Genomic DNA, 20,722 nt, shown 5'->3' with positions numbered 1-20,722 from the left:
CGGGAGGACTCACGTGCTGACGGAGGCGCTGCAGCGGTTGGCCGACGAGCGCGGCGGGGTGATCGGGGTCGAACCCGATCTGGTCATCACGCCGGACGAGACCTGGACGGCCGCCTCGGAGCTGCTGCGCCCGCCGTACACGCTGCTGGAGGAGCTGGTCGACGAGACGGCGGCGCGCTGGAGCGCCCCGCGCCACGTCGGTGCCGCGCTGTTCTGGAAGACCTACGGCTACTGGCACACGATGCCGATGGCGCTCGGCTGGGCGCTCGACGGGCGGGTGCCCACCATGCGGCCGGCCGACACGTACTTCAAGGTGTCCGGGGCGGGGGTGACGATCGCGGCCAGCCGCGTGAGCTGGGGCTCCGGCGTCGCGCCGATCAGGCGGGCGCTGGCCGAGTCGCAGGCGCCGCTCGTCCGCGTGCTCAGCCGGATGGCCAGAGTGGGTGAGCGGACGCTCTGGGGTTCGACCGCGGAGGCGTTCGCCCACCCGTTGACGCAGTTCGTGGCGGGTGACTACATGGCGCTGTTGGCCGAGATCGGCAAGCCGGTCGACGGGCTGATCGAGCCCTCCGACGACGGCTACTTCCGCCGGACCTGCTGCCTGTGGATCGCGCTGCCCGATGTGGAGCCCTGCGCGAGCTGCTGCGTGCTCAGGCCACCGCGGCGTCGTCCATCGGACGAAGCTCGTCGGCGTAGCTGACCGAGACGCGGCGCATGACACCGGTGTCGTCGATGGAGTACTGGCCGAGCCGCCACAGCGGCGGCGAGTAGGCGTGGATCGAGACGCTGTTGTCCATGGCGCCGTTGAGCCGGTGGATGTGGTCCGGGCCGAACGAGAACGACTGCCCCTCCGACACCACGGTCTCCAGGTGCTCGCCGCCGATGCGCGGGTTGCACTCCAGCAGCGCCCCCTGGACCACGTGGACCGCGCCCGAGGAGATGTCGTGGTCGTGCCAGCCCGTGTCGTCCTCGGGCCGCCAGCACAGGAGCCAGACGTCGACGTAGGCGTCACGGTAGAGCGAGGCGTAGTGCCGGCCGCCGTCGGCGGGGAACTCCACCTGGTTGCGCCACTCGGCCGGGTTGGCGGCCAGCTCGTTCACCAGCTTGCGCAGCTCGCGCCGGTCCAGTGTGCGCTCCGGAAGCCGGGCACAGGCACCCCCGTCCTGGGTTTGATCAATGCCGGTGTGCTCGAGGATTTGCTCGCTCACGTACGGGTCTCCTTTCGACCGAGTAGACGACGGGGATTGGTGACCCGGATGGCGTGGGCGGCTGCCTCGCCGAGTCCCGGGTCGGGTGCGGTGGCGTAGGGGGCGTCGGAGCCGTTGACCACGACGTCGACGCCGAGCTCGCGGACGATCGCGTCGATCGCGCGCGGGCCGTACGAGGAGGTCTCCACGAAGCAGCCGGGGTCCACCAGGCCGCGGCTGGTGCCGCCCCTCGCGATCAGTCGCTCCGAGTGGAGCGGGGCCAGCCCGGCCAGCAGCGCGAAGCACACGCGCAGCCTGGGGTGGCGCGGCCGGACGACCGCATGGAAGTAGTGCCACGACGCGTGCATCTGCTGGACGTACGGCACCAGCGCGGGCCACCACGACGGTGTGCCGGGGGTGGCCGCGGCCGGGCCCGGATGGACGAACAGCGGCAGGTCCCGCTCCGTGAGCACGTCCAGCAGGCGGTCGTCGGGCACGGCCGTCGCCGGGATCTGCAGCCCGGCGAACCCGCGGTCGAGGTCCTTGGCCAGGCGCTCGGGGTCAGGCTCGCTGTGGCAGGTCGAGGCCCATGCCCCGAACGGCTCGGGCAGCCCGAGCGCGCCCTCGTGATAGGCGTCGAGCAGCGGCCACGCCTCCTCCGGCGGCAGGAACTCGATGCCGAGCGGGCTGGACAGCGAGACCAGGGCCAGCTCCAGCCCTGAGACGTCCCGGTTCGCGTGGTCGGCGGGGTCGACCTCGTAGGGCGGCTCGCCGTCGAGGATCAGCGTCCAGCCGTCGAGGTAGGGAGGCGCGGTCCGGTCGCGGAGCGCTTCGACGAATGTTCCGGTCCACAAATGCTGATGGATGTCGATGATCACGACCACACCTCCCTGTATTTCCTACTAGTATTGCAGGTAAACCTATCACGCTGGAATTTCAAGGTTGTGAACCGTTTCAGTGATACGGTTCAGTGAACCGTTTCACCGGACAAATGTCAACTGTTGGCCGCTTGCCCACGAGAGGGACGAACCCCGCCGGCGGTCTCTTCGGCATGCGAGCTTCTGTCGGTGTCACGCAATAGGCTGGCTAGATGCCACGGAAGAGAGCGACGATCCGGGAAGTGGCCCAGGCGACCGGTCTGTCGCCGGCCGCTGTCTCCTACGCGCTGCGTGGCATGCAGGTCTCCGAGGAGACCATGGAGCGGGTCCGTGCCGCCGCCGCCGAGCTCGGCTACGAGGCCGACCCCATCGCCAGGGCCCTGGCCAGCGGGCGCACCAACATGATCGGGCTGCTCTGCGGCTCGCTGGAGGACCTCTGGCAGCAGTCGCTGGCCGTCGGCATCAGCAGGGGCCTGCGGGAGAAGGACCGCTACGCGCTGATCCTCGACGCGGTGGGCGACCCGGCCCGCGAGCGGGCACTGGCCCAGCAGCTGCGCGACCAGCGGGTCGACGGCATGATCGTGCAGCCCGTCGATCCGGCGGCGCCGTTCTGGTCGGAGCTGTGCGAGTCGCTGCCGGTGGTGGCGATCGGCGACTCACTGGCGGGCACGGCCGGCGAAGTGGTCTTCGACAACCGCCGCGGTGTCACCCTCGCGCTCGAACACCTCCACGCCATGGGCCATCGGCGGATCGCCCTCCTGACGCCGACCATGACCAGCACCCCCGACCGTCCCGCCGACGTGCTCGTCACCGCCGAGGCCGACCGCCTCGGCCTCGACATCGTGGTGGCCACCGCGCCCCACGGCCTGGCGGCGGCCACCGACGCGGCCCACCGCATCCTCGACGCCCACCGGCCGAGCGCGGTGTTCTGCTTCGCCGACTCGATCGCCTACGGCGTCTACGCGGCGGCGGCAGAGCTGGGGCTGTCGATCCCGGGCGACGTCTCGGTCATGGGGTACGACAACCACCCGATGTCGAGCCTGCTCACACCGGGGCTCACGACGGTCGACTGGGACATCGACGGCATCGTACGGGCGGCCGTCCGCCTCATGTCGGCGGCGGCCGACGGAGGGGCCCGGCGCCGCCGGGTCGTACAGCAGCCGACACTCCGCGAACGCGGCTCGGTGGGGCACGCGCCGACTGTGGGCGGGGCGTAACGGCGGGATGGCTGTGCCGGTCAGCGGCCGTCTTCCTGGAGGCGCTCAGCCCCGTGCGGTGGGTGGCGGGTGCCCACCGCTTGCCGTACGAGATCGAAAGGCTGTGAGATCAGCGCGCGTGCGGCGTCGAGGTCATCCGAGAGGGGACGGTCGGGGACATCGGGGCCTCTTGTGGCGGCGACGCGCTCGCAGGCCAGCACGATCTCCAGCGGCTCCACGCAGCGCAGGGCATAGCGCGCGGCCTGCGTCGCGAACCCTGCGTGATCCTCCGTCCCCCGGGAGATGACGGCGGTCGCGGCCGTGACCGGGTTCGCGAGGTGGCGCAGCTCGGCCAGCGCGTCCTGGGCCACGTACTCCAGGATCAACGCCCCCGACCCGCCCGGCCGCGCCGCCAGGAACGGCAGCCGCCCCGTATAGGCGGGCTCCATGAGCGTCGCCAGCCTGGCCACGCTGAGCTGGGCCGTCGGCACCAGCGCCGCGCGCAGCGCGTCGAGCGCCAGCGCGATCGGCGCCGAGTGGAAGTTTCCGTTGTGCCAGGCCAGCGAGTCGGCGATGAGCGGGTTCTCGGTGGCGGCGTTGAGGTCGGTCTCGACGACGCTCTCGGCGCGGCCGAGCGCGTCCAGCGCGGCTCCGTGCACCTGGGCGAACGCGCGATAGCCGTACGGGTCCTGGATGCGGGCGGCGAGCTCCCGCGAGAGCAGCCCGCGCAGGCGGGCGGCCGTGGCGGCCTGGCCGGGATGCGGTCGGGCCTCCTGTACGGCGGCGGCCAGCGGCTCGGCCGAGGCCGACACCGCGACGAAGCTGAACGCCGCCACGTCGACGGCGGCATCGAGCAGGACGCGCAGCCGGTGCACGGCGATGGCGGCGTGGGCCAGCGTCGCGGCCCCGGAGCTGATGAACGGCAACGCGTCACCGGACACCAGGGGATAACGGGGCCCGCTCACCGGAGCCGTCGTGGGCTCCTGCGGAGAGGCCGGCCCCCGCCAGGGGATTTCTCCCAGGAGGCACAGCGCGGTAGTGGCAAGGGCGGTCAGGTCGCCGGTGCCGATGGCGCCGTAGGTGCGGATCGGGGGTGTGAAGCCGTCGTTGATCGCCTCCGCCAGCACCGGCAGCACGCCCGGATCAATGCCCGAGCCGCCCGCCAGCAGCTGGTTGAGCCGCACCACCAGCATCGCCCTGGCCCGTTCGGGTGCCCCGAGCGGCCCCGCCCCGCCCGCGTGGCTGCGCAGCAGGTCGATCCCGCCCTCCTCGACGCCCACGTCCTTGTTGGCCCCGACCCCGGTGCTCCGCCCATAGATGGGGCCGGTCAGCTCCTGGGCGGCCCGCCACGCCGCCCGGGCCCGATCCAGTGAGGAGATCGTGACCCGAGCCGCGTCGTACGCCACCGCATAGACCTGCGCGCAGGTCAGAGCGGCACCGTCGAGTTCCACCGGGCTCAATCGTTGTCGGGGATGAACAGGCCGAGCAGCCAGCTGACCACGCTGATGATGATCGCGCCCCAGAAGGCGGCCGGATAGAAGTTGTCGACATGGAAGGGGATGTCGAGCTGGCCGGAGATCCAGCTCGTCAGCAGCAGCATGGCCGCGTTGATCACGAGGAGGAACAACCCCAGCGTCAGCACGATCAGGGCACAGCCCAGCGTTTTGATGATCGGCTTCACGATGGCGTTGATCAGGCCGAAGATCAGGGCGACGATCAGCAGGGTGCCCCAGTATTTGGGGGTGTTCGCTCCGGCGATCTGAATGCCGGGGACGAACTGGATGGCGACCCAGAGGGCGACCGCGGCCGCCAGGGTTCTGATGATGAATCTCACGCTGGTTGATCCTCCCATTACCGATCGGTGCTTCGATAGAGGCACATCGTGATGAGCGGATATGTGTAGCCCGGCCACCCACTGTGATAGGCGTTGTCGATAGGCGTTACCGAGGGGCGACACTGGGAAGAGGCAGTCGGGGGAAGGGAGCGAGATGGACTCGGACGGATTCGAATCGCTGTCGGCCAGCGAGCTGCACGATCGCGCGGTCAGCTACGCCGTACGCCACGGCGACCTGGGCTTTCTGTGGAACCTGTTGCGGGTGATCCCGGCGGCCGAGGCCGCCAGCGGTCACGACACCGAGACCGCCAACGACCTCAGCCGGGTGTCCGCGCTGCTCAGCGATGCTCTGGCGGCCGGCGAAGGCGAGCTGGGCGAGGCCCTGCGGCCGGTCTACATCGAATATCTGAGCAAGCACCCCGAGGCTTAGTGCTTCCACCCCACAGCTGTTCTGTTCCGCGGCCGTTCTGTGCCGCGTCACCCAAAGGCGCCGCGCCGTCCGAAAGGGCCGCGCCGTCCGAAAGGCGCCTCAGCCCGCCAGGCGGGCTTCCGGGCCGCCGTGAGCGGCGAAGCCGGGCGTGCTGACCTCCTGGTCGTCACGGCCGATGAGCATGGTCTCGTACGCCCCGGCCGCCGCGAGCTCCATGGCGAAGCGCCTGGCCAGCACCGGACCCATGGCGTACATCGCGGTCGCGTAGGCGTCGGCGACGCTCAGGTCGGGGCCGAGCACGGTGACCGACCCGAGGCTGTCCTGCCTGATTCCGGTGCGCGGATCGACGACCTTCGCGCCGCCCGTGGTGGCGATGCCCAGGTCGTGGGTGAAGACGGCCCTGCGCACCAGACCGGTGCGCGGATCGCGGATCCCGACCTGCCAGCGCTTGCCGGGGGCGGCCGAGCCGCGCACCCTGATGTCCCCGCCGGCGGTGATGCGGTGATCGACGGCGCCGGCGTTGGTCAGCGCGCGGGAGAGCCGTTCGAGCGCCCACCCCTTGATGTAGCCGGAGGTGTCTATGACGCCGTTGATGCGGGACTCGAACCACCCGCCCGTCGCCTCGCTGAGCTCGTCGCAGCGATGCAGCACCTCGATGAGCTCCGGGATCTGCCGGATGGTCCCACCGCGGTTCAGTGCGCTGATCTGGCTGTCCTCCCTTGCGGGGTTGAACGTCTCGTCCACCCAGCGCAGCCAGGCGAAGGCGTCGTCGAGTACGGGGACCAGCTCACGCTGCGGCAGGGCGGTACGGATGTCCACGCTGACCGGTATGCCCATGACCATTTCGACACGGGCGCTTCCGGGGAAAGTCGTCACCTTGCCTCCTTGTTCGCAGCAACCGTCCCACGGCGCGCGTAATGCCTGGTTAAACCCTAGGCTTGGGTTTGAAACGAGTTGTCCTGACCTGTGCCTTTGGTACGGACAGCCGGGTCAGGGCGCCCCGGACGTACCTCTGGAAGGGCCGGGGTCCGGCGACGATCACAGTGCGTTCGGCGATGTCGGGCACCTGGCGGCGCAGCCCCGAGGCGCTGAGCCGTTCCTTGGCCCGGGGGTCGTGCTCCTCGCCGGTGACGAGCACCAGGCCGTGCTCGGCCTCCAGCTCGCGCAGCTCGTCGGTCACCCGGTCGGTCCGGTAGACCGTCACGGTGTCGCCCGTGCGGGTGGCGAGCAGGTCGCGCAGCCCGGCGGGTTCGAGGTCGGCGACGATGAGCAGGGAGCCCCTGGTCGTGGCCCGTACGCCGTGGTGCCAGACGGCCATCACGGCCGCGATGCCGTACAGGAGGAGCGAGCCGGTGCGGCTGGCGCTGGTCACATAGGCGGTCGAGCTGAGCTGGTGCGTCACCAGCAGCGTGCCCGCCACATAACCGGCCAGGCGCAGGCGTCGCCTGACCTGTTCCGAACGGAGGAGTTCCGGCGCCCTGGCGGACAGCAGCCCGAGCGTCACCAGCAGTCCGGCGACGGCCCACGCGGACGGGCGCCACGGGTAGCCGAACCCCGGTGGGATCGCCCCGAACTCCGCAACCGCCACACCGCACCAGAACACGATGAGAGGCTGATTAGCCTTTGCCTCGCTAGCCATGGGATAGACGATGCGCGCCGAACATGAGAGCCATCTGAGTAGTGTCTGAAACATGGCTAACGTACGTGTTGAGCGGACCGAAGACGGCGGGTTCCGGGCGACGAACGCCCGTGGCGCGGAGGTACGGATCGGGGGCGGCGACGAGGAGGGCGTGTTCACGCCCGTCGAGCTGCTGCTCGCGGCGGTGGGCGGGTGCAACATCGTGTCCGTGGAGCCCCTGACCGCCAAGCGTGGGCAAAGGCTGATCCGCCTGGCGATGAGCGTCGAATCGGAGAAGATCGAGCCGAACCTGCTGGGTCCCGTCACGGTGACCTATGACGTCGAAGTCCCCTCTGAGCAGGCGGATGAGGTCTTCCGGGCCGTGGCGGAGCGGGTGCACGCGAAGTACTGCACGGTCAGCCGCTCCCTCCAGGAAGGTACGGAGGTCCGTTTGGTAATCCCGTAACCGGATTAGGCGGACATTCGACCCCCCTATGGCACGTTCGTTGCATTCGTCTCGGTAGTGTCGAGGCAGGTCAAGAGTCCTGCGACTGACTTGCAGACTTTTACCGAAGAGCGGACGCGGAGGGGGACCGTCGTTCGCAGTGCGGGACCGCCGGCGTTTTTGGGGGAAAGCGTCGGCCTGGACCGCCCTCGGTCGGGGCCGGACAGTTGGGGGACTGTCCGGCCCCGATTCATGCGTATTGTTCGGTTCTGTGACAAAGGTCCTCATTGACTGTGATCCCGGCATCGACGACGCGCTCGCCCTGGCGCTGGTGGCGGGCACCCCGGCCCTGGAGCTCGTGGGCATCACCACGGTCGGCGGCAACGTCGATCTCGCGTTGACCACGGCCAATGCGCTGGCGCTCAGGGAGTTCCTCGACCTCGGCGACGTTCCGGTCGTTCCGGGCAGCTCGGGCGCGCTGGTGTGCCCCACGGTCCGCGCCGCCGACGTCCACGGCCTGTCCGGTCTCGGCGACGCCGTCCTCCCGCCGGCGACCCGTCCCGTTTCCGACGGCCACGCCGTGGACTTCATCATGGAGACCCTGCGGGCCGCGCCGGGCGAGATCACCCTGGTCGCCATCGGGCCGCTGACCAACATCGCGCTGGCCGTACGCCGGGAGCCACGCGTCGTGGAGTGGGCCCGCGACTTCGTGATCATGGGCGGCTCCTACACCCGCGGCAACACCACTCCGGCGGCGGAGTTCAACATGAAGGCCGACCCGGAGGCGGCCGCCATCGTCTTCGACGCCGGCTGGACGGTGAAGATGCTCGGCCTCGACGTGACCCTCACGGCCGAGGTGACCACCGATGTCCTGGACCGGATGCGCCCGCTCGGCCGGCTGTCCGACCTGCTGGTCCCGGCCGCCCAGTCCTACGGCAGGGTCACGGCCGACTCCGGACCGGCCATCCATGACGCGTGCGCCGTGGCGTACGTGCTCGACCCTGAGCTGTTCACCTGCGTACCGGCGCGGGTGGACGTGGAGACGGTCGGCCGCCACACCTCGGGAATGACGGTCACCGACTTCAAACTCCGTGACAGGCGGCCCAACGCGCTGGTGGCCACATCGCTGGACGTGAAGCGGTTCTGGGAGACGGTGCTGGGGGCCTACGAGGGGCTGGGGGAGCGGCTCGGATGATGTGCTGGGTGGTGTGCGGTGGCTGCTACAGTTACTTCTGTTGCGGGCGCCGCTAGCTCAGTTGGTTAGAGCAGCTGACTCTTAATCAGCGGGTCCGGGGTTCGAGTCCCTGGCGGCGCACCATCGTCAACTGGCCGTTCTCCTGTCATGGGGGAACGGCCAGTGGTGTTTGTGGGCTACTGAGGATCCTGGCTGGTCTCGGGAGCGCCTTCGAGATTCTCCGGCGTGATCACCTCTACCTCGCTCTCCCTCAGCGCCTCCAAAAGATCAGGCGGAGGAGTCGAGTCCGTGACTAGGTAGTCGGCGCCCCCCAACTCGGCCACCTGGGCGAAGAGCCGGCGACCGAACTTGGAGGAGTCGGCCAGGATCGCCACGCGCGCCGCCCGAGAGATCATCTCTCGCATCATCGCCGCCTCGGCGAGGTTGCTCGTCGTGTAGCCGGCGGTCGCTGAAACGGCGCCGACTCCGATCAACGCCAGGTCGCAGCTGATGTCCAGCTCGCTTCCGCCGGACGCCCGGAAGCTGACGGGGCCGATGGTGGCCAGCGTGAGAGTGCGGACCGCGCCACCGACGACGTACACATCGCGGACTGCTGAGGTCGGCAGTGCCGGGGGTACGAGCAGGCTGTTGGTCACCACTGTCAGGTCGCGATGGTTGCGCAGGTTGCGGGCCACGGCAAGAGTGGTCGTGCCGCCGTTGATCATGACGATCGACCCGTCCTCGACCAGCGACCCGGCAAGTACCGCGATCTTCTCCTTCTCTCGCTCTTCCATCTTGAGCCGCACGTCCACGGCCCGGTCGACCCGGGAAAGGGTCGACTGACTGACTGCTCCGCCATAGGTGCGGACCAGGACGCCCTCGGCGCTGAGCTGGTCCAGGTCCCGCCGGATCGTGTCGATGGAGACCCCGAAACGCTCTGCGAGTGCGCTGACCGTGACCTGCCCGGTCTCCGCGACGTATGCCGCCAGTTGGGCCTTACGTCCTGCAGGTAGACGACGCTGCCGGTCCTCTTCGTCAAGGGTCACTGACCCTCCCATCTCTGCGGTAGTTGCGCTCTGGATCCACGCAACAGAGGAGTGATACAGGTCCTAGAACCGCAGACTACCGCATAACACTGCCTCTCCAGGGCACGATGCCGCTTACTCCGCAGGGGTCCGACGCCTGGATCCCCCTGCTGATGGCGCACCTCCTCTCTTTTCTTTGCCGAACTGTGCGGTTCCTAGCTGTATTTTGCGGTTGCTGGGGCTTGTGGGCGGCGTCACGCGTTGTTAATGTGGCGGAAACCGGCAAAGAGCGGTAACACCTGTACAGCAAGGAGGTCGCGATGACCGGAGGCAGCACCCGGTTGCAGGGCCGGACACGGCGACTACTCGGGGTGATGGCGGTGGCGGTGCTCAGCGCCACCGCCGTGGGGTGTGGATCCAACTCGGGAACGAGCGCGGGATCGAGCGGGAGTGGCCCCGTCACGCTGGAGTTCGCGCAGTGGTGGGCGCCCGAGCTCCCGGCGGGATCCTTCGACAAGCTCATGTCGGAATTCACGGCGCAGAACCCGAATATCAAGGTCAAACTGCTGAGTGGTCCGTACGCGTCCACCAAGCAGCAGTTGGTGTCCGGAGCGGCGTCGAGGACGCTGCCCGATGTTGTGGGCCTCGACGGCGCCTGGGTGAGCGACTTCGCCAAGCAGGGCGCCATCGCTGACCTGTCCGAGCTCATGACGGCTGCGAAGTACGACTCGAGCCAGCTCGCCAGCCAGATCCAGGTCAAGGGGAAGACCTACATGATCCCCGTGGTCAACTTCGTCTACCCCCTGTTCGTCAACAACGACCTGCTCTCGAAGGCGGGGGTCAAGAAGCCGCCGAGCACGCGTACGGAGTTCCTGGACGCGGCGAAGAAGATCAGCGCGCTCGGGGGCAACGTCAAGGGCTGGGCTCTGCCACTCGACACCGCCGTTCCCAACGGCATCCAGAATGACGTGATGTCGTGGCTGTGGGCATCGGGCGGCAGCATGCTCACCAAGGACGGCAAGCCCGACCTGACCGGCCAAGGCGTCAGGAGCACCGTTGAATACGTCAAGAGCCTGAACGACGCGGGCGTCGTCGCGCCCGGCTCGCTCACCATGAAAGAGCAGGACAAGGTCGAGAAGTTCGCCACCGGCCAGGTCGGCATGATGATCGATTCCTTGGCCCACATCACGCTGATCAAGAAGAACAATCCCAAGCTGGACTTCAGCGTGGTGCCGATTCCGGCCCAGGACGGCTACACCGGCAAGCGCGGCATCCCGTACGCGTCCTGGGGCATCGGCGTCGCCGACTCCTCGGAACACAAGGCCGAGGCGTTCAAGCTGGTCCAGTTCTTGATGAACAAGCAGGCGAACGCGGAGCTGAGCACGCTGGCGAAGGGCTTCCCCGGCAACAAGACGGCCGAGCCCGACTTCAGCACGAGCGACCCGCTGTTCAAGACGGCCTTCGACATCTACAAGGAGGGCTATCCCGCCAACGAGTTCGTGGGGTTGCCGAAGGCCGAAGACCTCATGCGCAGCTTTGACGAGCAGTTGCAGCTCCTGCTCACCGGTAAGCAGAGCATCGACGACACGCTCAACAAGGCGCAACAGGCCTGGGCGCCGGTGCTCTGACCTTCCGCACTTCGCGGGCCGCGCCGACCGTGCGGCGCGGCCCCGAACCAAGGAGACATCGATGGAAACCGCGAAACTCGATCCCGCGGCCTCCCCGGGAGCCCCACCACCGGCAGCGGAATCCGCTGCGGGCCGACGGAGAAGTACGCGGCCTTTCCCCGTGCAGCGTGTCGTCCCGTTCGGCTATCTCTCGCCGACGCTCATATTGATCTTTGTGCTGATGATCATCCCCATCGCGATGGTGGTCAGCTACTCGTTCAAGGACAACGTGATCGTCGAGCAGAATCCGGTCTTCGCCGGTCTCGCCAACTACACCACGGTGCTCACCGATCCCAACTTCCTGGCAGCGCTGAAGAACACGTTCATCTTCATCACTCTGAGCACCGCCGCGCACCTCGGCCTCGGGCTGGCCTTCGCGACGATGCTCAACTCGCCGTTGCTGGGCGGAGTGACGAAGGCCATCTTCCGCATCGTCTACATCCTGCCCTGGCTGTTCACGGTCGCCGTGATCGCGGTCATCTGGCGGCTCATGCTGGACCCGTCGGGGGTGGTCAACTACATCCTGACCACGATCGGCGTGCTGCGCGCGGAAGTGAGCTGGCTCTCCGACCCGAACATGGCGCTCTGGGCGTTGACCTTCATCAACATCTGGGCCGGCTTCCCCTTCTTCATGATCAGCATTCTCGCCGGGTTGCAGGGGATCTCCCCGGTTCTGTACGAGGCGGCCTCCGTGGACGGCGCGACCGCTTTCCGGCAGTTCCGCAATGTGACGCTGCCCCAGCTGAAGCCGGTGCTCCTCAGCATGGCCGTGCTCGATCTCATCTGGACCTCTCAGCAGTTCGCCCTCATCTGGATGACCACCGGTGGTGGCCCGCTGAATGTCACCGAGATGCTCAGCACCTACACCTACAAGCAGGCCTTCAGCAGTTACGAGTTCGCCACCGCGTCCGCCGCCGCCGTCATAGTCCTGCTGCTCACGATGATTCTGGCCGTCTTCTACGTTCGCCTGCAAAAGGAGAGGTGATCACCCGTGCTCACCCGTCAAAGGCGGCGCCTCTACGCGAAGATCGCCGTGCTCGCGGGCTTGTGCGTCGGCGCGGCCTTCGCCGGCCTGCCGGTCGTGTGGATGCTGTCGACGTCGTTCAAGACCAATGGGGAGGTCTTCCAGGTCCCGCCGCGGCTGATCACCGATAACTTCTCGTTCGACGCCTACGCGAAGATCCTGGGCGACGCGGCCCAGTTGCGGTTTTTCATCAACAGTTACATCGTCGCGCTTTCGGTGACCGTGCTGACATTGTTCGTGGCGATACTCGCGGCCTATGGATTCAGCCGCTACAACTTCCCGATGAAGCGATCCATCAATGCCGTGATCGTCACCGTTCAGGCGGTGCCGCCGATCACCCTCGTCATTCCCTACTTCGGTCTCGTGGTGGGGCTCGGCCTGTATAATACTTATCCGGGCCTGATTCTCACGCACATGGTGTTCACTCTGCCCTATGCGATCATCATGATGACCGCTTACTTCAATACCCTGCCCCGGGAATTGGACGAATCCGTCAAGGTGGACGGGGCGTCGAGCTGGACGGCTCTCTGGCGAATTCTGGTGCCCATCTCGGTTCCCGGACTGGTCGCCGTCGGCGTCTACACCTTCATGATCTCGTGGAACGAATACCTGTTCGCGCTGACCCTCACTCGTACCGACGACATGCGAACCGTGCCCATCGGCATCCAGCTGTTGATGGGCCAGCACTCCTACGAGTGGAATCAGATGATGGCCATGAGCATTCTGGGGTCCATCCCGGTGCTCCTGTTGTTCCTCCTCTTCCAGCGGCGATTCATCGGCGGCCTCACCTCCGGCGCCGTCAAGGCCTGACGCATCATGCCCGTCCCGCACGACAATCATTATTCAGAAGGAGAAATAAAGTAATGCTGACGACCGGCAAGGTGCTCTTGGCTGTCGCGAACGAAAGAAACTTCGCGGTGCCCGCCTTCAACATCAGCGACTACGCCATGTTCAACGGCATCGTGGACATCAGCGAAGAGACGAACGCGCCGCTCATCGTCGGGATCCATCCCGACGAGGTACGGCACCTCGGCGTGGACGTGATCGCCGCGATCACCCAGCGGGCCCATCGCTCGTCCGTGCCGATCGCGATCCACTGGGACCACGGCGCGACCTATGAGGAGATGCTGACCGCGATCCGCATCGGCTTCACCTCGGTGATGATCGACGCCTCGATGAAGTCCTTCGAGGACAACATCGCGATCTCCAAGAAGGTCGCCGACACCGCGCACGCGGTCGGCCTGTCGGTCGAGGCGGAGCTGGGCACGATCGGCAAGACCGACAACGAGGCCGAAGACGGCAGCGACGCGATCATCTACACCGACCCGGCGGACGCCGTGACCTTCGTGCGGGAGACCGGGGTGGACAGCCTCGCCGTGGCCATCGGCACCTATCACGGCATCTACCCGAAGACCCTGAAGCCGGAGCTCAAGCTCGACCTGCTGAAGGAGATCAAGGACCGGGTCAGGATCCCCCTCGTGCTGCACGGCGGATCGGGCAATCCCGACGACGAGATCGCGGAGTCGGTCAAGCTCGGTATCAACAAGATCAATATCTCCAGCGACATCAAGCTGGCCTACCACACGAAGATGCGCGAGGTCCTGGCCGATGAGAGCCTGCGCGAGCCCAACTCCATCCAGCCGCCGTGCATCGACGCGATGAAGGTGGTGGCCGCGCAGAAGATCGAGCTCTTCGAAGCGGCCGGCAAGGCATCTCTCTACTGACATGACCAGCCATGTGGTCCTGGGCTTGGGGGGATGCGTCGACTACGAACTCAAGCTGTCCTCGTCGATCTTGGAGCAGCTGGTCGTCGCGTACGAGATCCACGATGCCGAGCTGACGTCATCGGTCACCGTGACCAACGAGCGCGAGCTGGTCATCTCCATTCTCACCTACCTCAAAAAGGGCGGAGGAGGCGAGCACTTCGTCGCCTCCTCCGAATGCCTGAGCGCATTCGCCGGGCGGTTCCCCACACGAACGACCCTGGGCGGCACCTCCGTCCGAGCGGCGATGGAGATGAGCCGGCTCGGCGTGCCCTCCACCCTGCACCTGGTCAGTCTCAACGACATCGTCCGCCGCCTGCTGCCGGCGAGCTGCGACTACATCTGCAGCGGCGACGGGGACACCCTCTATCCGCACCTGATCGTGCAGTACGACCAGGACCTGCGGGTTCGAGCAGGTGACATCGACATCCGAGCGCCGTTCCCGAACAGATTGATCTACGTCAACGACCCGGCGAACGAGTCCATGCTGCTGAGCGATGAGCTGGGCTCATTGCTTCGCGAGGCACGGGTCTTTCTGATCTCGGGATTCAACGCGATACGGGACCGGCGAACACTGGACCTGCGTCTGTCCACGCTGCGCAGCCACATGCGGCAACTTCCGGCCGAGGCGGTCGTCTACTACGAGGATGCCGGATTCCACGAGCCGGGCCACAGCCAACTGGTCCGCGACGCGCTTCTGGAAGTCATCGACGTCCACGGACTGAACGAGGACGAGCTGCAGTCGCACCTGGGCTACGCCGTCGACCTGCTCTCCGTGACGGAGGTGGCCCGCGCCCTCGAATCGCTGTGCGCTCTCATCCCCGTGCCGACCCTGGTCGTGCATACCAAGTACTGGTCGGCGGCCTACGGCGAGAGAGCCGGCGACTACGCGGAGCCGCTGAACGAGGGCATCGTGATCGCCAGCACTCGCTACTCGCACGGCGATGGGTACGCAGGGCACCACTACGAACTCATGCGGAACCGGCCGAGGCGAACGGAGGCGGTGGATTTCGCCGCGGCGCTGGAAGGCCGCATGGGCGGGGTTGTTCGCTGCCTGCCCGGCTTCGAGCTTGACGTCGCCGCGCCCACGACCATCGGGCTCGGCGACGCGTTCGTCGGCGGGTTCCTCGCCGCAGTCGCCCGGGGTCGGTCAAGCACATGAGCTGACCCAGGCTCGCCCCTTCGAAGCCGCGGCGAGCGCGTCCCGTACGGACATCAGACCGAAGCCGCAGATAGCGTGTCCCGTACGGACATCAGGCCGAAGCCGAGGAGGTTCAGGCCCCGCCAGGTCGCCGGGGAGGCGGCGCGCTCGTCGTCGGCGGTCAGGCCGATGCCCCAGATCCGGTCGTGGGGGCTGGCCTCGACCAGGACCCGGTTCCGGGTGCCGAGCAGGAAGCCGGCCAGGTCGGGGTGCTGGGCGAACTTGGCGAGGTTGCCGCGGACCACGATGTCGAAGCGGCGGGCGTTCCAGACGTCCTCCTCGAAGCCGCGCACGGCCCGGCCGAGTTTCTTGGCCTCGCCGGGATGATCCGCGGCGAGGATCTCGGCGGCGGTCTGCTGGTCGTCGAACAGCCACGCCTTGTGAGCCATCATGTAGTGCTCGGCGGAGGCGAAGGTGTGGCCGTCCTCGGTGAACGTGACCGGCCACCACTGCGACAGGCAGCCGGGACCGACCCCGCCGTCGCGGGCCGGGCGGTGGCCCCAGAAGTAGAGGTAGCGCAGGACCTGGCCCGCCTGCTCGGCGGCGATCGCCTCGGTCACGGTCTGGGGAAGCGCGGTGCGGGGGAGTTCGTCGGACACGCCCACACCGTGCCACAGCCGTGCTCGGGTCCGCCAACATCGCGAAGAGGTTCGTGCTGATCGAACCGGCGAACGCGGGCCGCCGGAAGAGGCTGACGTCGATGAGGGGGTCGGCCACCCTGGCCTGCCGTACCAGGAACAGGACCAGGCCGGCGACGCCGATTGGAACTCCTGATCGCCGACCGTGCGAAGTAGCCGGCCGATGTCTAGGAGATGATGGCGCTCGGCTTCCCCGCCACCGCGTCCGCCACATAGCGGTCGAGAAGTGGCAGACGGGCCAGGTGGAGGGCGGTTCTGCGGGCCGGCAGCTGCCAGCGCGCCTCCGGTACGAACCAGCGGACGCCCTTGCGCGCCACCTCCTGCTTGTCCGCCACCACCGGGCGCAGCACCCGCTCGTACTCGGCCAGGGCGGAGTCGATCGACGGCGCCGTGGAGAGGCGGTCGGCCAGGACGTAGGCGGCCGCGATCGCGAGCGAGGCGCCCTGGCCGGCCACCACCGACACCGCCTGGCAGGCGTCCCCGATGAGCGTCACCCGGTCGCGGCTCCACTGTGGCAGCTCCACCTGGGCCACCTGGTCGTAGTACATCCCGGAGCGGCGGCGGCCCTCCTCATCGCGGTAGGTCATCTCCGTCACCACGTAGCCCACCTCATGGAGGCGGGGCAGCACGCCCACGGCCTCGGCGGCGTCGTATCCGGGGCCGAAGAAGTCGATCATGTAGCCATGGGTACGGGGGCCGGGGGACCGCTCCAGCACCACCACGTCCCAGCCGATGGTGTCGAGGCGCTGGGCCAGGGCCAGCCCGCCGATGCCGGCACCGCAGATCACGGCTTTCATGTGAGCACCCTTCCGTCGAGAAGCCGTCTGAGGATGGGGGCGACGGCCGGGGCGGTCAGGCCGGGAGTGAAGGCCCGGTGCAGCATGAGGCCGTCGATGGCGGCGGCCACCACCGCCGCCGTCTGGTCCGGCGCCGCCACGCCCTGGGCGGCCAGCCGTGCGGCCAGCCGGTCGCGGAAGGCGGTGACCACCTCGGCCAGCGACCGGCGCAGCGTCTCGTCGCGGGCGGCCGCCAAGTACGTCTCGGCGAACAGCAGCGACAGGGGGTCGCGCCCGTCGTGCTCGTCCAGCGCGGCGAGCATGAGGTCCAGCGCCTCCTCTGCCGTGCCGGCCCGCTCCAGCAGCGGGCCCAGCCCCTCGACCAGGCTCCGCATCGTGCCGATGGCGGCCTCCGTGAGCAGGGCGTGCACCGAGGAGAAGTGGTAATGCACCAGTCCGGGCGTCACCCCGGCGCGCTCGGCCAGCATCCGCGTGCTCACCGCCGACCACCCACGCTCGGCGATCAGCTCCGCGGCCACGCGCAGCAGCCGCCCGCGCACCTCACGGCCCTGGTCCGCCGCCTTGGGTCCGGGCATGGGTTCCTCCCGTTGGGCGTACGCCCTGGGCGATCGTCCAAGGCGTTTGACCAGAGGATAGCATCCGAGGCGTGACTGAGATCTTCACGAGCTGGAAATCCTGGCGGGACGCCGAGCAACCGCTGGCCGCGGCGCTGCCGGAGGAGACGGTCGCGGTGCTGGAGGAGGCGGTGGCCTTCGCCGTACTGCGCCACGACGATCAGTTGCGGCCGACCGGCGTCCCCTACGTGGAGCATCTGCTGGAGGCGCTGGAGATCGCGGTGCGCGGGGCGGCGGTGCGCGACCCGGACGTGCTGGTGGCGATCGTGCTGCACGACGTGGTCGAGGACACCCCGTGCACGCGCGCGGAGATCGCCGAGCGGTTCGGAGAGCACGTCGCCGAGCTGGTCGCATGGGTGACCAAGCCCGACGTGGCCGCCCCTCAGGACAAGCGCGATGTGGCCGCCCCGCAGGACAAGCCGGGCGTGGTCACCGGGCAGGACAGGGCGGCGGCGAAGGCGGCGGTGAAGGCGGCCTACCTGCGGGCGCTGGCGGGAGCGCCGCCGCAGGCCGTGCTGGTCAAGCTGGCCGACCGGGTGAGCAACGTACAGGAGCTGTACCGGATGCCGGTGGACTTCCAGCGGCGATACCACCGGGAGACGGTGGAGCACATCGTGCCGCTGGCGGCGACGTCACCGTGGTTCGCCCGCTGGTTCGCCGGCTGGCGGGACGACTGGCGGGCCTTCGAAGCGGAGTAACCCGTCAGCGGGTGTGCAGGCGGGCCAGCCGGTTGCGGACGCCGTCGAAGTGGGCGAAGACCGCCGCCACCGCCGCGGTCTTGTCCCCGGCCTGCACGGCCGTGTAGATGTCGCGGTGCCGCTTGGCCACGTCCGCCGGGGGCTCGTCGGGCGTGCCGAGGCCGTCGCGCAGTTGGTGGTAGACGTCCCAGAACGCCCCGAGCAGCTGGCTGACCAGCGGATTGCCGAGCGGGCGGTAGAGCAGGTCGTGGAAGAGCCGATCCGTCTCCGGTGACACGTCGCCGACCAGCGCCTCGCTCTCCATGCGGGCCATCACGTCGGCCACCGGCGTCAGGTCGGCCTCTGGGCCCAGGTCGATGAGCCGCTGAACCAGGCCGGCCTCCAGGATCTCGCGGATCTCGGTGAGGTGGGTGAGGTGGCTCTTGCCGTCCTGGAGGGTGATGCGGCTGTGGAAGGCCAGCTCGTCGACCAGCCCGGCCAGCGACATCCGGCCCACGAACATGCCGAAGCCGTGGCGGATGTCGACGATCCCGACGGCCTGGAGCGCCTTGAGCGCCTCCCGGACGGAGTTGCGGCTGACCTGGAGCTCTTCCATGAGCTCGGTTTCGGTGGGCAGGGGATCGCCCGCCACGAGCCCGCGCCGGAGGATGAGCTCTTTGACGCCCTCCTGGGCCTCGACGGCACGGCTGGGCCGCGGGCGCGGGACAGTGGTCATGAAAAATCCCTTCGTCGTAAGCGCTTAGGTAACATTCCGGAAATCTCCTGTTGACCTCAACCGGGTCCGGCCCATAGCGTCCACCCTACGCACAACATAGGACATGGGATGTCCCACGTTCTACATTAGGACCGCGGATCGGCGGCCTAATGCGGATCGCAGGATCTGCACCAACCCCCAGGAGGCATCCGTGAGCTCTGAGTTCAGCCGCCGTGACTTCCTGCGCTACAGCGGGGCCACGGGTGCGGCGGCGTTCATCGCCACCACCCTCTCCGCCTGCTCGGGTGGCCCGGCCTCGACCGGTTCGGTCGGCGCCGGATCCAACAAGGACCTGATCACCGCCGTCATCGGCTATGGCAACGACCAGAGCTGGGATCCGACGCAGACCGCCTCGGCCTTCGCGATGGCCGGCATCCAGCACGTCTACGAGGGCCTGCTCGACACCGACCCGATCACCCGTGAGCCGTACCCGGCCCTGGCGACCGCGCTGCCGACGGACCTGAACGCCACCTCGTGGAAGTTCACCCTCCGCGACGGCGCGAAGTGGCACGACGGGCAGCCGGTGACCGCCGACGACGTGGTCTTCACCTTCCAGCGCATCCTCGACCCGGCAGCCAACGTGCTGACGGGCAACTTCTTCAAGTCCTGGCTCCAGGAAGTGAAGAAGATCGACGACAAGAACGTCGAGCTGGTCTTCAAGTTCGCCTTCCCCGACGCGGCGCCCAGGCTGACCATTGCCAAGATCATGCCCAAGCACGTCTTCAGCCAGGCGGGCGCCTGGGACCAGGCCAAGACCGGCAAGGCCGTCGGCTCGGGGCCGTACAAGCAGACCGCGCACAACCCCAAGAGCAACACCACCTTCGAGGCGTTCGCCGACTACAACGGGCCGCGCCCGGCGACCGTCAAGAAGATGAACTGGCTGACGATCGTGGACGCGGCGGCCCGCGTCGCGAAGATCTCCGGCGGCTCGGCCGAGGCGCAGATCGCCGACAACATCCCGTACGCCAACGTCGAGCAGCTCAAGCAGCAGGGGTTGAGCGTCGAGGGCGGCGCGGGGATGAACCACATGTTCCTGATGTTCAACACCGGGACCAAGCCGTTCGACGACGTCCGCGTACGCCAGGCGCTGCACTACGCCATCGACAAGAAGAAGCTGATCGACGTGGCCCTCAAGGGGCACGGCACCGCCTCCAGCTCCTTCCTCAACGAGGGCCACCCCGACCACAAGCGGGCCTCGGTCGTCTACGACTACGACCAGGAGAAGGCCAAGGCGCTGCTCAAAGAGGCGGGCGTGACCGACCTGACGGTCAACCTGATGGCCGTCAACGTGAGCTGGATCGCCGACTGCCTGCCGACCATCGCCGCCTCCTGGGAGGCGATCGGCGTCAAGACGACGCTGGAGCCGCAGGACACGGCCGCGCTGTTCGCCAAGATGGACCAGTTCCAGGACTACCAGGTGGTCGCGGCGGCCTCGAACCCCAACCAGTTCGGCATGGACGCCGACCTGATCATGCGCTACAACTACGTGGCCGGCGGCCTGTGGATGAAGTACAGCCACTGGGGCGACAGCAAGGACGCCAAGGCGCTGTTCACCCAGATGGACGAGGCCACCAAAGAGCCCGACAAGGCGGCCAAGACCGCGAAGGTCCAGAAATATCTGGATCTCATCGCCGAGCAGGCGGTCCTCTACCCCGTCGTCCACACCGAGCTGATGACCGCCTGGGACCCGAAGAAGCTGACCGGGATCCGTGCGCAGGCCTACCCGGGCATCAACGTCCTCCAGGCCAAGCGCACCTGAGCCCATGGCCTTCATCGTCA

23 protein-coding genes and 1 tRNA gene are annotated in these 20,722 nt (G+C 67.9%); 13 read left to right on the top strand and 11 right to left on the bottom strand.

The window, feature by feature from the left end:
• The first annotated feature begins 13 nt into the window (after nucleotides 1-13).
• Nucleotides 14-700 (top strand): hypothetical protein, encoded by a 687-nt coding sequence (locus LDL49_RS16410; RefSeq protein ID WP_225291920.1) that lies wholly within the window; start codon nucleotides 14-16, stop codon nucleotides 698-700.
• On the opposite strand, the gene LDL49_RS16405 is transcribed toward LDL49_RS16410, so the two are convergent.
• A complete protein-coding gene (locus tag LDL49_RS16405) occupies nucleotides 651-1,208 on the bottom strand; it encodes a cysteine dioxygenase (protein WP_225291919.1) in 558 nt (185 codons plus the stop codon). The genes LDL49_RS16410 and LDL49_RS16405 overlap by 50 nt on opposite strands.
• Nucleotides 1,205-2,065 carry an amidohydrolase family protein gene (locus LDL49_RS16400; RefSeq protein WP_225291918.1) on the bottom strand — a complete coding sequence of 287 codons (861 nt, stop codon included), beginning with the start codon at nucleotides 2,063-2,065 and terminating at the stop codon, nucleotides 1,205-1,207. Before LDL49_RS16400 ends, LDL49_RS16405 begins: the two co-directional genes overlap by 4 nt.
• Nucleotides 2,066-2,277: 212 nt before the next feature.
• Between LDL49_RS16400 and LDL49_RS16395 the strand changes: the two genes are divergently transcribed.
• On the top strand, nucleotides 2,278-3,282 hold the full coding sequence (locus LDL49_RS16395) for a LacI family DNA-binding transcriptional regulator (RefSeq protein ID WP_225291917.1): 1,005 nt from the start codon (nucleotides 2,278-2,280) through the stop codon (nucleotides 3,280-3,282).
• 20 nt (nucleotides 3,283-3,302) lie between these two features.
• On the opposite strand, the gene LDL49_RS16390 is transcribed toward LDL49_RS16395, so the two are convergent.
• Complete coding sequence (locus LDL49_RS16390; protein ID WP_225291916.1) at nucleotides 3,303-4,712, bottom strand: aromatic amino acid ammonia-lyase; 1,410 nt, start codon at nucleotides 4,710-4,712, stop codon at nucleotides 3,303-3,305.
• A 5-nt stretch (nucleotides 4,713-4,717) separates the two neighbouring features.
• Nucleotides 4,718-5,095 (bottom strand): phage holin family protein, encoded by a 378-nt coding sequence (locus LDL49_RS16385; protein WP_225291915.1) that lies wholly within the window; start codon nucleotides 5,093-5,095, stop codon nucleotides 4,718-4,720.
• A gap of 154 nt (nucleotides 5,096-5,249) precedes the next feature.
• Here LDL49_RS16385 and LDL49_RS16380 point away from each other — a divergent pair, with 154 nt between their 5' ends.
• Nucleotides 5,250-5,525, top strand: a complete 276-nt coding sequence (locus tag LDL49_RS16380; RefSeq protein WP_225291914.1) for a hypothetical protein — start codon at nucleotides 5,250-5,252, stop codon at nucleotides 5,523-5,525.
• 99 nt (nucleotides 5,526-5,624) lie between these two features.
• Here LDL49_RS16380 and LDL49_RS16375 read toward each other — a convergent pair whose 3' ends face one another.
• Nucleotides 5,625-6,401, bottom strand: coding sequence for an FAD:protein FMN transferase (locus tag LDL49_RS16375; protein WP_225291913.1), 777 nt, complete (start codon nucleotides 6,399-6,401; stop codon nucleotides 5,625-5,627).
• Nucleotides 6,402-6,450: 49 nt separating this feature from the next.
• Complete coding sequence (locus tag LDL49_RS16370) at nucleotides 6,451-7,164, bottom strand: ferredoxin reductase domain-containing protein (protein ID WP_225291912.1); 714 nt, start codon at nucleotides 7,162-7,164, stop codon at nucleotides 6,451-6,453.
• Between the two features lie 52 nt (nucleotides 7,165-7,216).
• On the opposite strand from LDL49_RS16370, the gene LDL49_RS16365 reads away from it, so the two are divergent.
• The 3 genes from LDL49_RS16365 to LDL49_RS16355 all read left to right on the top strand — a co-directional run bounded on the left by LDL49_RS16365 (nucleotide 7,217) and on the right by LDL49_RS16355 (nucleotide 8,906).
• Nucleotides 7,217-7,609: an OsmC family protein gene (locus LDL49_RS16365; protein ID WP_225291911.1), complete on the top strand. Its 393-nt coding sequence runs from the start codon at nucleotides 7,217-7,219 to the stop codon at nucleotides 7,607-7,609.
• Nucleotides 7,610-7,859: 250 nt separating this feature from the next.
• A complete protein-coding gene (locus LDL49_RS16360; protein WP_225291910.1) occupies nucleotides 7,860-8,783 on the top strand; it encodes a nucleoside hydrolase in 924 nt (307 codons plus the stop codon).
• 46 nt (nucleotides 8,784-8,829) lie between these two features.
• Nucleotides 8,830-8,906, top strand: a tRNA-Lys gene (locus LDL49_RS16355).
• A gap of 53 nt (nucleotides 8,907-8,959) precedes the next feature.
• Here the strand turns inward: LDL49_RS16355 and LDL49_RS16350 are convergent.
• On the bottom strand, nucleotides 8,960-9,808 hold the full coding sequence (locus LDL49_RS16350) for a DeoR/GlpR family DNA-binding transcription regulator (protein WP_225291909.1): 849 nt from the start codon (nucleotides 9,806-9,808) through the stop codon (nucleotides 8,960-8,962).
• Between the two features lie 299 nt (nucleotides 9,809-10,107).
• Between LDL49_RS16350 and LDL49_RS16345 the strand changes: the two genes are divergently transcribed.
• The 5 genes from LDL49_RS16345 to LDL49_RS16325 all read left to right on the top strand — a co-directional run bounded on the left by LDL49_RS16345 (nucleotide 10,108) and on the right by LDL49_RS16325 (nucleotide 15,403).
• The gene (locus LDL49_RS16345) at nucleotides 10,108-11,415 is read left to right on the top strand and encodes an ABC transporter substrate-binding protein (protein WP_225291908.1); all 1,308 of its coding nucleotides are present in this window, start codon (nucleotides 10,108-10,110) and stop codon (nucleotides 11,413-11,415) included.
• Between the two features lie 220 nt (nucleotides 11,416-11,635).
• Nucleotides 11,636-12,439: a carbohydrate ABC transporter permease gene (locus LDL49_RS16340; RefSeq protein ID WP_225291907.1), complete on the top strand. Its 804-nt coding sequence runs from the start codon at nucleotides 11,636-11,638 to the stop codon at nucleotides 12,437-12,439.
• Between the two features lie 6 nt (nucleotides 12,440-12,445).
• Nucleotides 12,446-13,288 (top strand): carbohydrate ABC transporter permease, encoded by an 843-nt coding sequence (locus LDL49_RS16335; RefSeq protein ID WP_225291906.1) that lies wholly within the window; start codon nucleotides 12,446-12,448, stop codon nucleotides 13,286-13,288.
• Nucleotides 13,289-13,341: 53 nt separating this feature from the next.
• The gene (locus LDL49_RS16330) at nucleotides 13,342-14,202 is read left to right on the top strand and encodes a ketose-bisphosphate aldolase (RefSeq protein WP_225291905.1); all 861 of its coding nucleotides are present in this window, start codon (nucleotides 13,342-13,344) and stop codon (nucleotides 14,200-14,202) included.
• 1 nt (nucleotide 14,203) lies between these two features.
• The gene (locus LDL49_RS16325; RefSeq protein ID WP_225291904.1) at nucleotides 14,204-15,403 is read left to right on the top strand and encodes an ADP-dependent glucokinase/phosphofructokinase; all 1,200 of its coding nucleotides are present in this window, start codon (nucleotides 14,204-14,206) and stop codon (nucleotides 15,401-15,403) included.
• A gap of 53 nt (nucleotides 15,404-15,456) precedes the next feature.
• Here LDL49_RS16325 and ybiA read toward each other — a convergent pair whose 3' ends face one another.
• The 3 genes from ybiA to LDL49_RS16310 all read right to left on the bottom strand — a co-directional run bounded on the left by ybiA (nucleotide 15,457) and on the right by LDL49_RS16310 (nucleotide 17,452).
• Nucleotides 15,457-16,041 (bottom strand): riboflavin biosynthesis intermediates N-glycosidase, encoded by a 585-nt coding sequence (ybiA, locus tag LDL49_RS16320; RefSeq protein WP_225291903.1) that lies wholly within the window; start codon nucleotides 16,039-16,041, stop codon nucleotides 15,457-15,459.
• A 206-nt stretch (nucleotides 16,042-16,247) separates the two neighbouring features.
• On the bottom strand, nucleotides 16,248-16,877 hold the full coding sequence (locus tag LDL49_RS16315; protein WP_225291902.1) for an FAD-dependent monooxygenase: 630 nt from the start codon (nucleotides 16,875-16,877) through the stop codon (nucleotides 16,248-16,250).
• Nucleotides 16,874-17,452 (bottom strand): TetR/AcrR family transcriptional regulator, encoded by a 579-nt coding sequence (locus LDL49_RS16310; RefSeq protein ID WP_225291901.1) that lies wholly within the window; start codon nucleotides 17,450-17,452, stop codon nucleotides 16,874-16,876. Before LDL49_RS16310 ends, LDL49_RS16315 begins: the two co-directional genes overlap by 4 nt.
• Before the next feature lie 71 nt (nucleotides 17,453-17,523).
• Between LDL49_RS16310 and LDL49_RS16305 the strand changes: the two genes are divergently transcribed.
• Nucleotides 17,524-18,189 (top strand): HD domain-containing protein, encoded by a 666-nt coding sequence (locus LDL49_RS16305; RefSeq protein WP_225291900.1) that lies wholly within the window; start codon nucleotides 17,524-17,526, stop codon nucleotides 18,187-18,189.
• 4 nt (nucleotides 18,190-18,193) lie between these two features.
• Here the strand turns inward: LDL49_RS16305 and LDL49_RS16300 are convergent, their stop codons facing one another.
• The gene (locus tag LDL49_RS16300) at nucleotides 18,194-18,904 is read right to left on the bottom strand and encodes a FadR/GntR family transcriptional regulator (RefSeq protein ID WP_225291899.1); all 711 of its coding nucleotides are present in this window, start codon (nucleotides 18,902-18,904) and stop codon (nucleotides 18,194-18,196) included.
• Nucleotides 18,905-19,094: 190 nt separating this feature from the next.
• Here LDL49_RS16300 and LDL49_RS16295 point away from each other — a divergent pair, with 190 nt between their 5' ends.
• On the top strand, nucleotides 19,095-20,702 hold the full coding sequence (locus LDL49_RS16295) for an ABC transporter substrate-binding protein (protein WP_225291898.1): 1,608 nt from the start codon (nucleotides 19,095-19,097) through the stop codon (nucleotides 20,700-20,702).
• Nucleotides 20,703-20,722 lie beyond the last annotated feature (20 nt).

This window comes from Nonomuraea aurantiaca (assembly GCF_020215705.1).
Lineage (GTDB): Bacteria > Actinomycetota > Actinomycetes > Streptosporangiales > Streptosporangiaceae > Nonomuraea > Nonomuraea aurantiaca.
The sequence above is the reverse complement of the archived record's forward strand: the minus strand, read 5'-3'. Positions and strand labels throughout refer to the sequence as shown.

Excerpts from the sequence above, each read along its gene's own strand:
- LDL49_RS16395 (WP_225291917.1), top strand. The coding sequence starts at position 2,278 with ATGCCACGGAAGAGAGCGACGATCCGGGAAGTGGCCCAGGCGACCGGT.
- LDL49_RS16380 (WP_225291914.1), top strand. The coding sequence starts at position 5,250 with ATGGACTCGGACGGATTCGAATCGCTGTCGGCCAGCGAGCTGCACGAT.
- LDL49_RS16370 (WP_225291912.1), bottom strand. The coding sequence starts at position 7,164 with ATGGCTAGCGAGGCAAAGGCTAATCAGCCTCTCATCGTGTTCTGGTGC.
- LDL49_RS16365 (WP_225291911.1), top strand. The coding sequence starts at position 7,217 with ATGGCTAACGTACGTGTTGAGCGGACCGAAGACGGCGGGTTCCGGGCG.
- LDL49_RS16345 (WP_225291908.1), top strand. The coding sequence starts at position 10,108 with ATGACCGGAGGCAGCACCCGGTTGCAGGGCCGGACACGGCGACTACTC.
- LDL49_RS16340 (WP_225291907.1), top strand. The coding sequence starts at position 11,636 with ATGATCATCCCCATCGCGATGGTGGTCAGCTACTCGTTCAAGGACAAC.
- LDL49_RS16330 (WP_225291905.1), top strand. The coding sequence starts at position 13,342 with ATGCTGACGACCGGCAAGGTGCTCTTGGCTGTCGCGAACGAAAGAAAC.
- LDL49_RS16325 (WP_225291904.1), top strand. The coding sequence starts at position 14,204 with ATGACCAGCCATGTGGTCCTGGGCTTGGGGGGATGCGTCGACTACGAA.
- LDL49_RS16315 (WP_225291902.1), bottom strand. The coding sequence starts at position 16,877 with ATGAAAGCCGTGATCTGCGGTGCCGGCATCGGCGGGCTGGCCCTGGCC.
- LDL49_RS16310 (WP_225291901.1), bottom strand. The coding sequence starts at position 17,452 with ATGCCCGGACCCAAGGCGGCGGACCAGGGCCGTGAGGTGCGCGGGCGG.
- LDL49_RS16300 (WP_225291899.1), bottom strand. The coding sequence starts at position 18,904 with ATGACCACTGTCCCGCGCCCGCGGCCCAGCCGTGCCGTCGAGGCCCAG.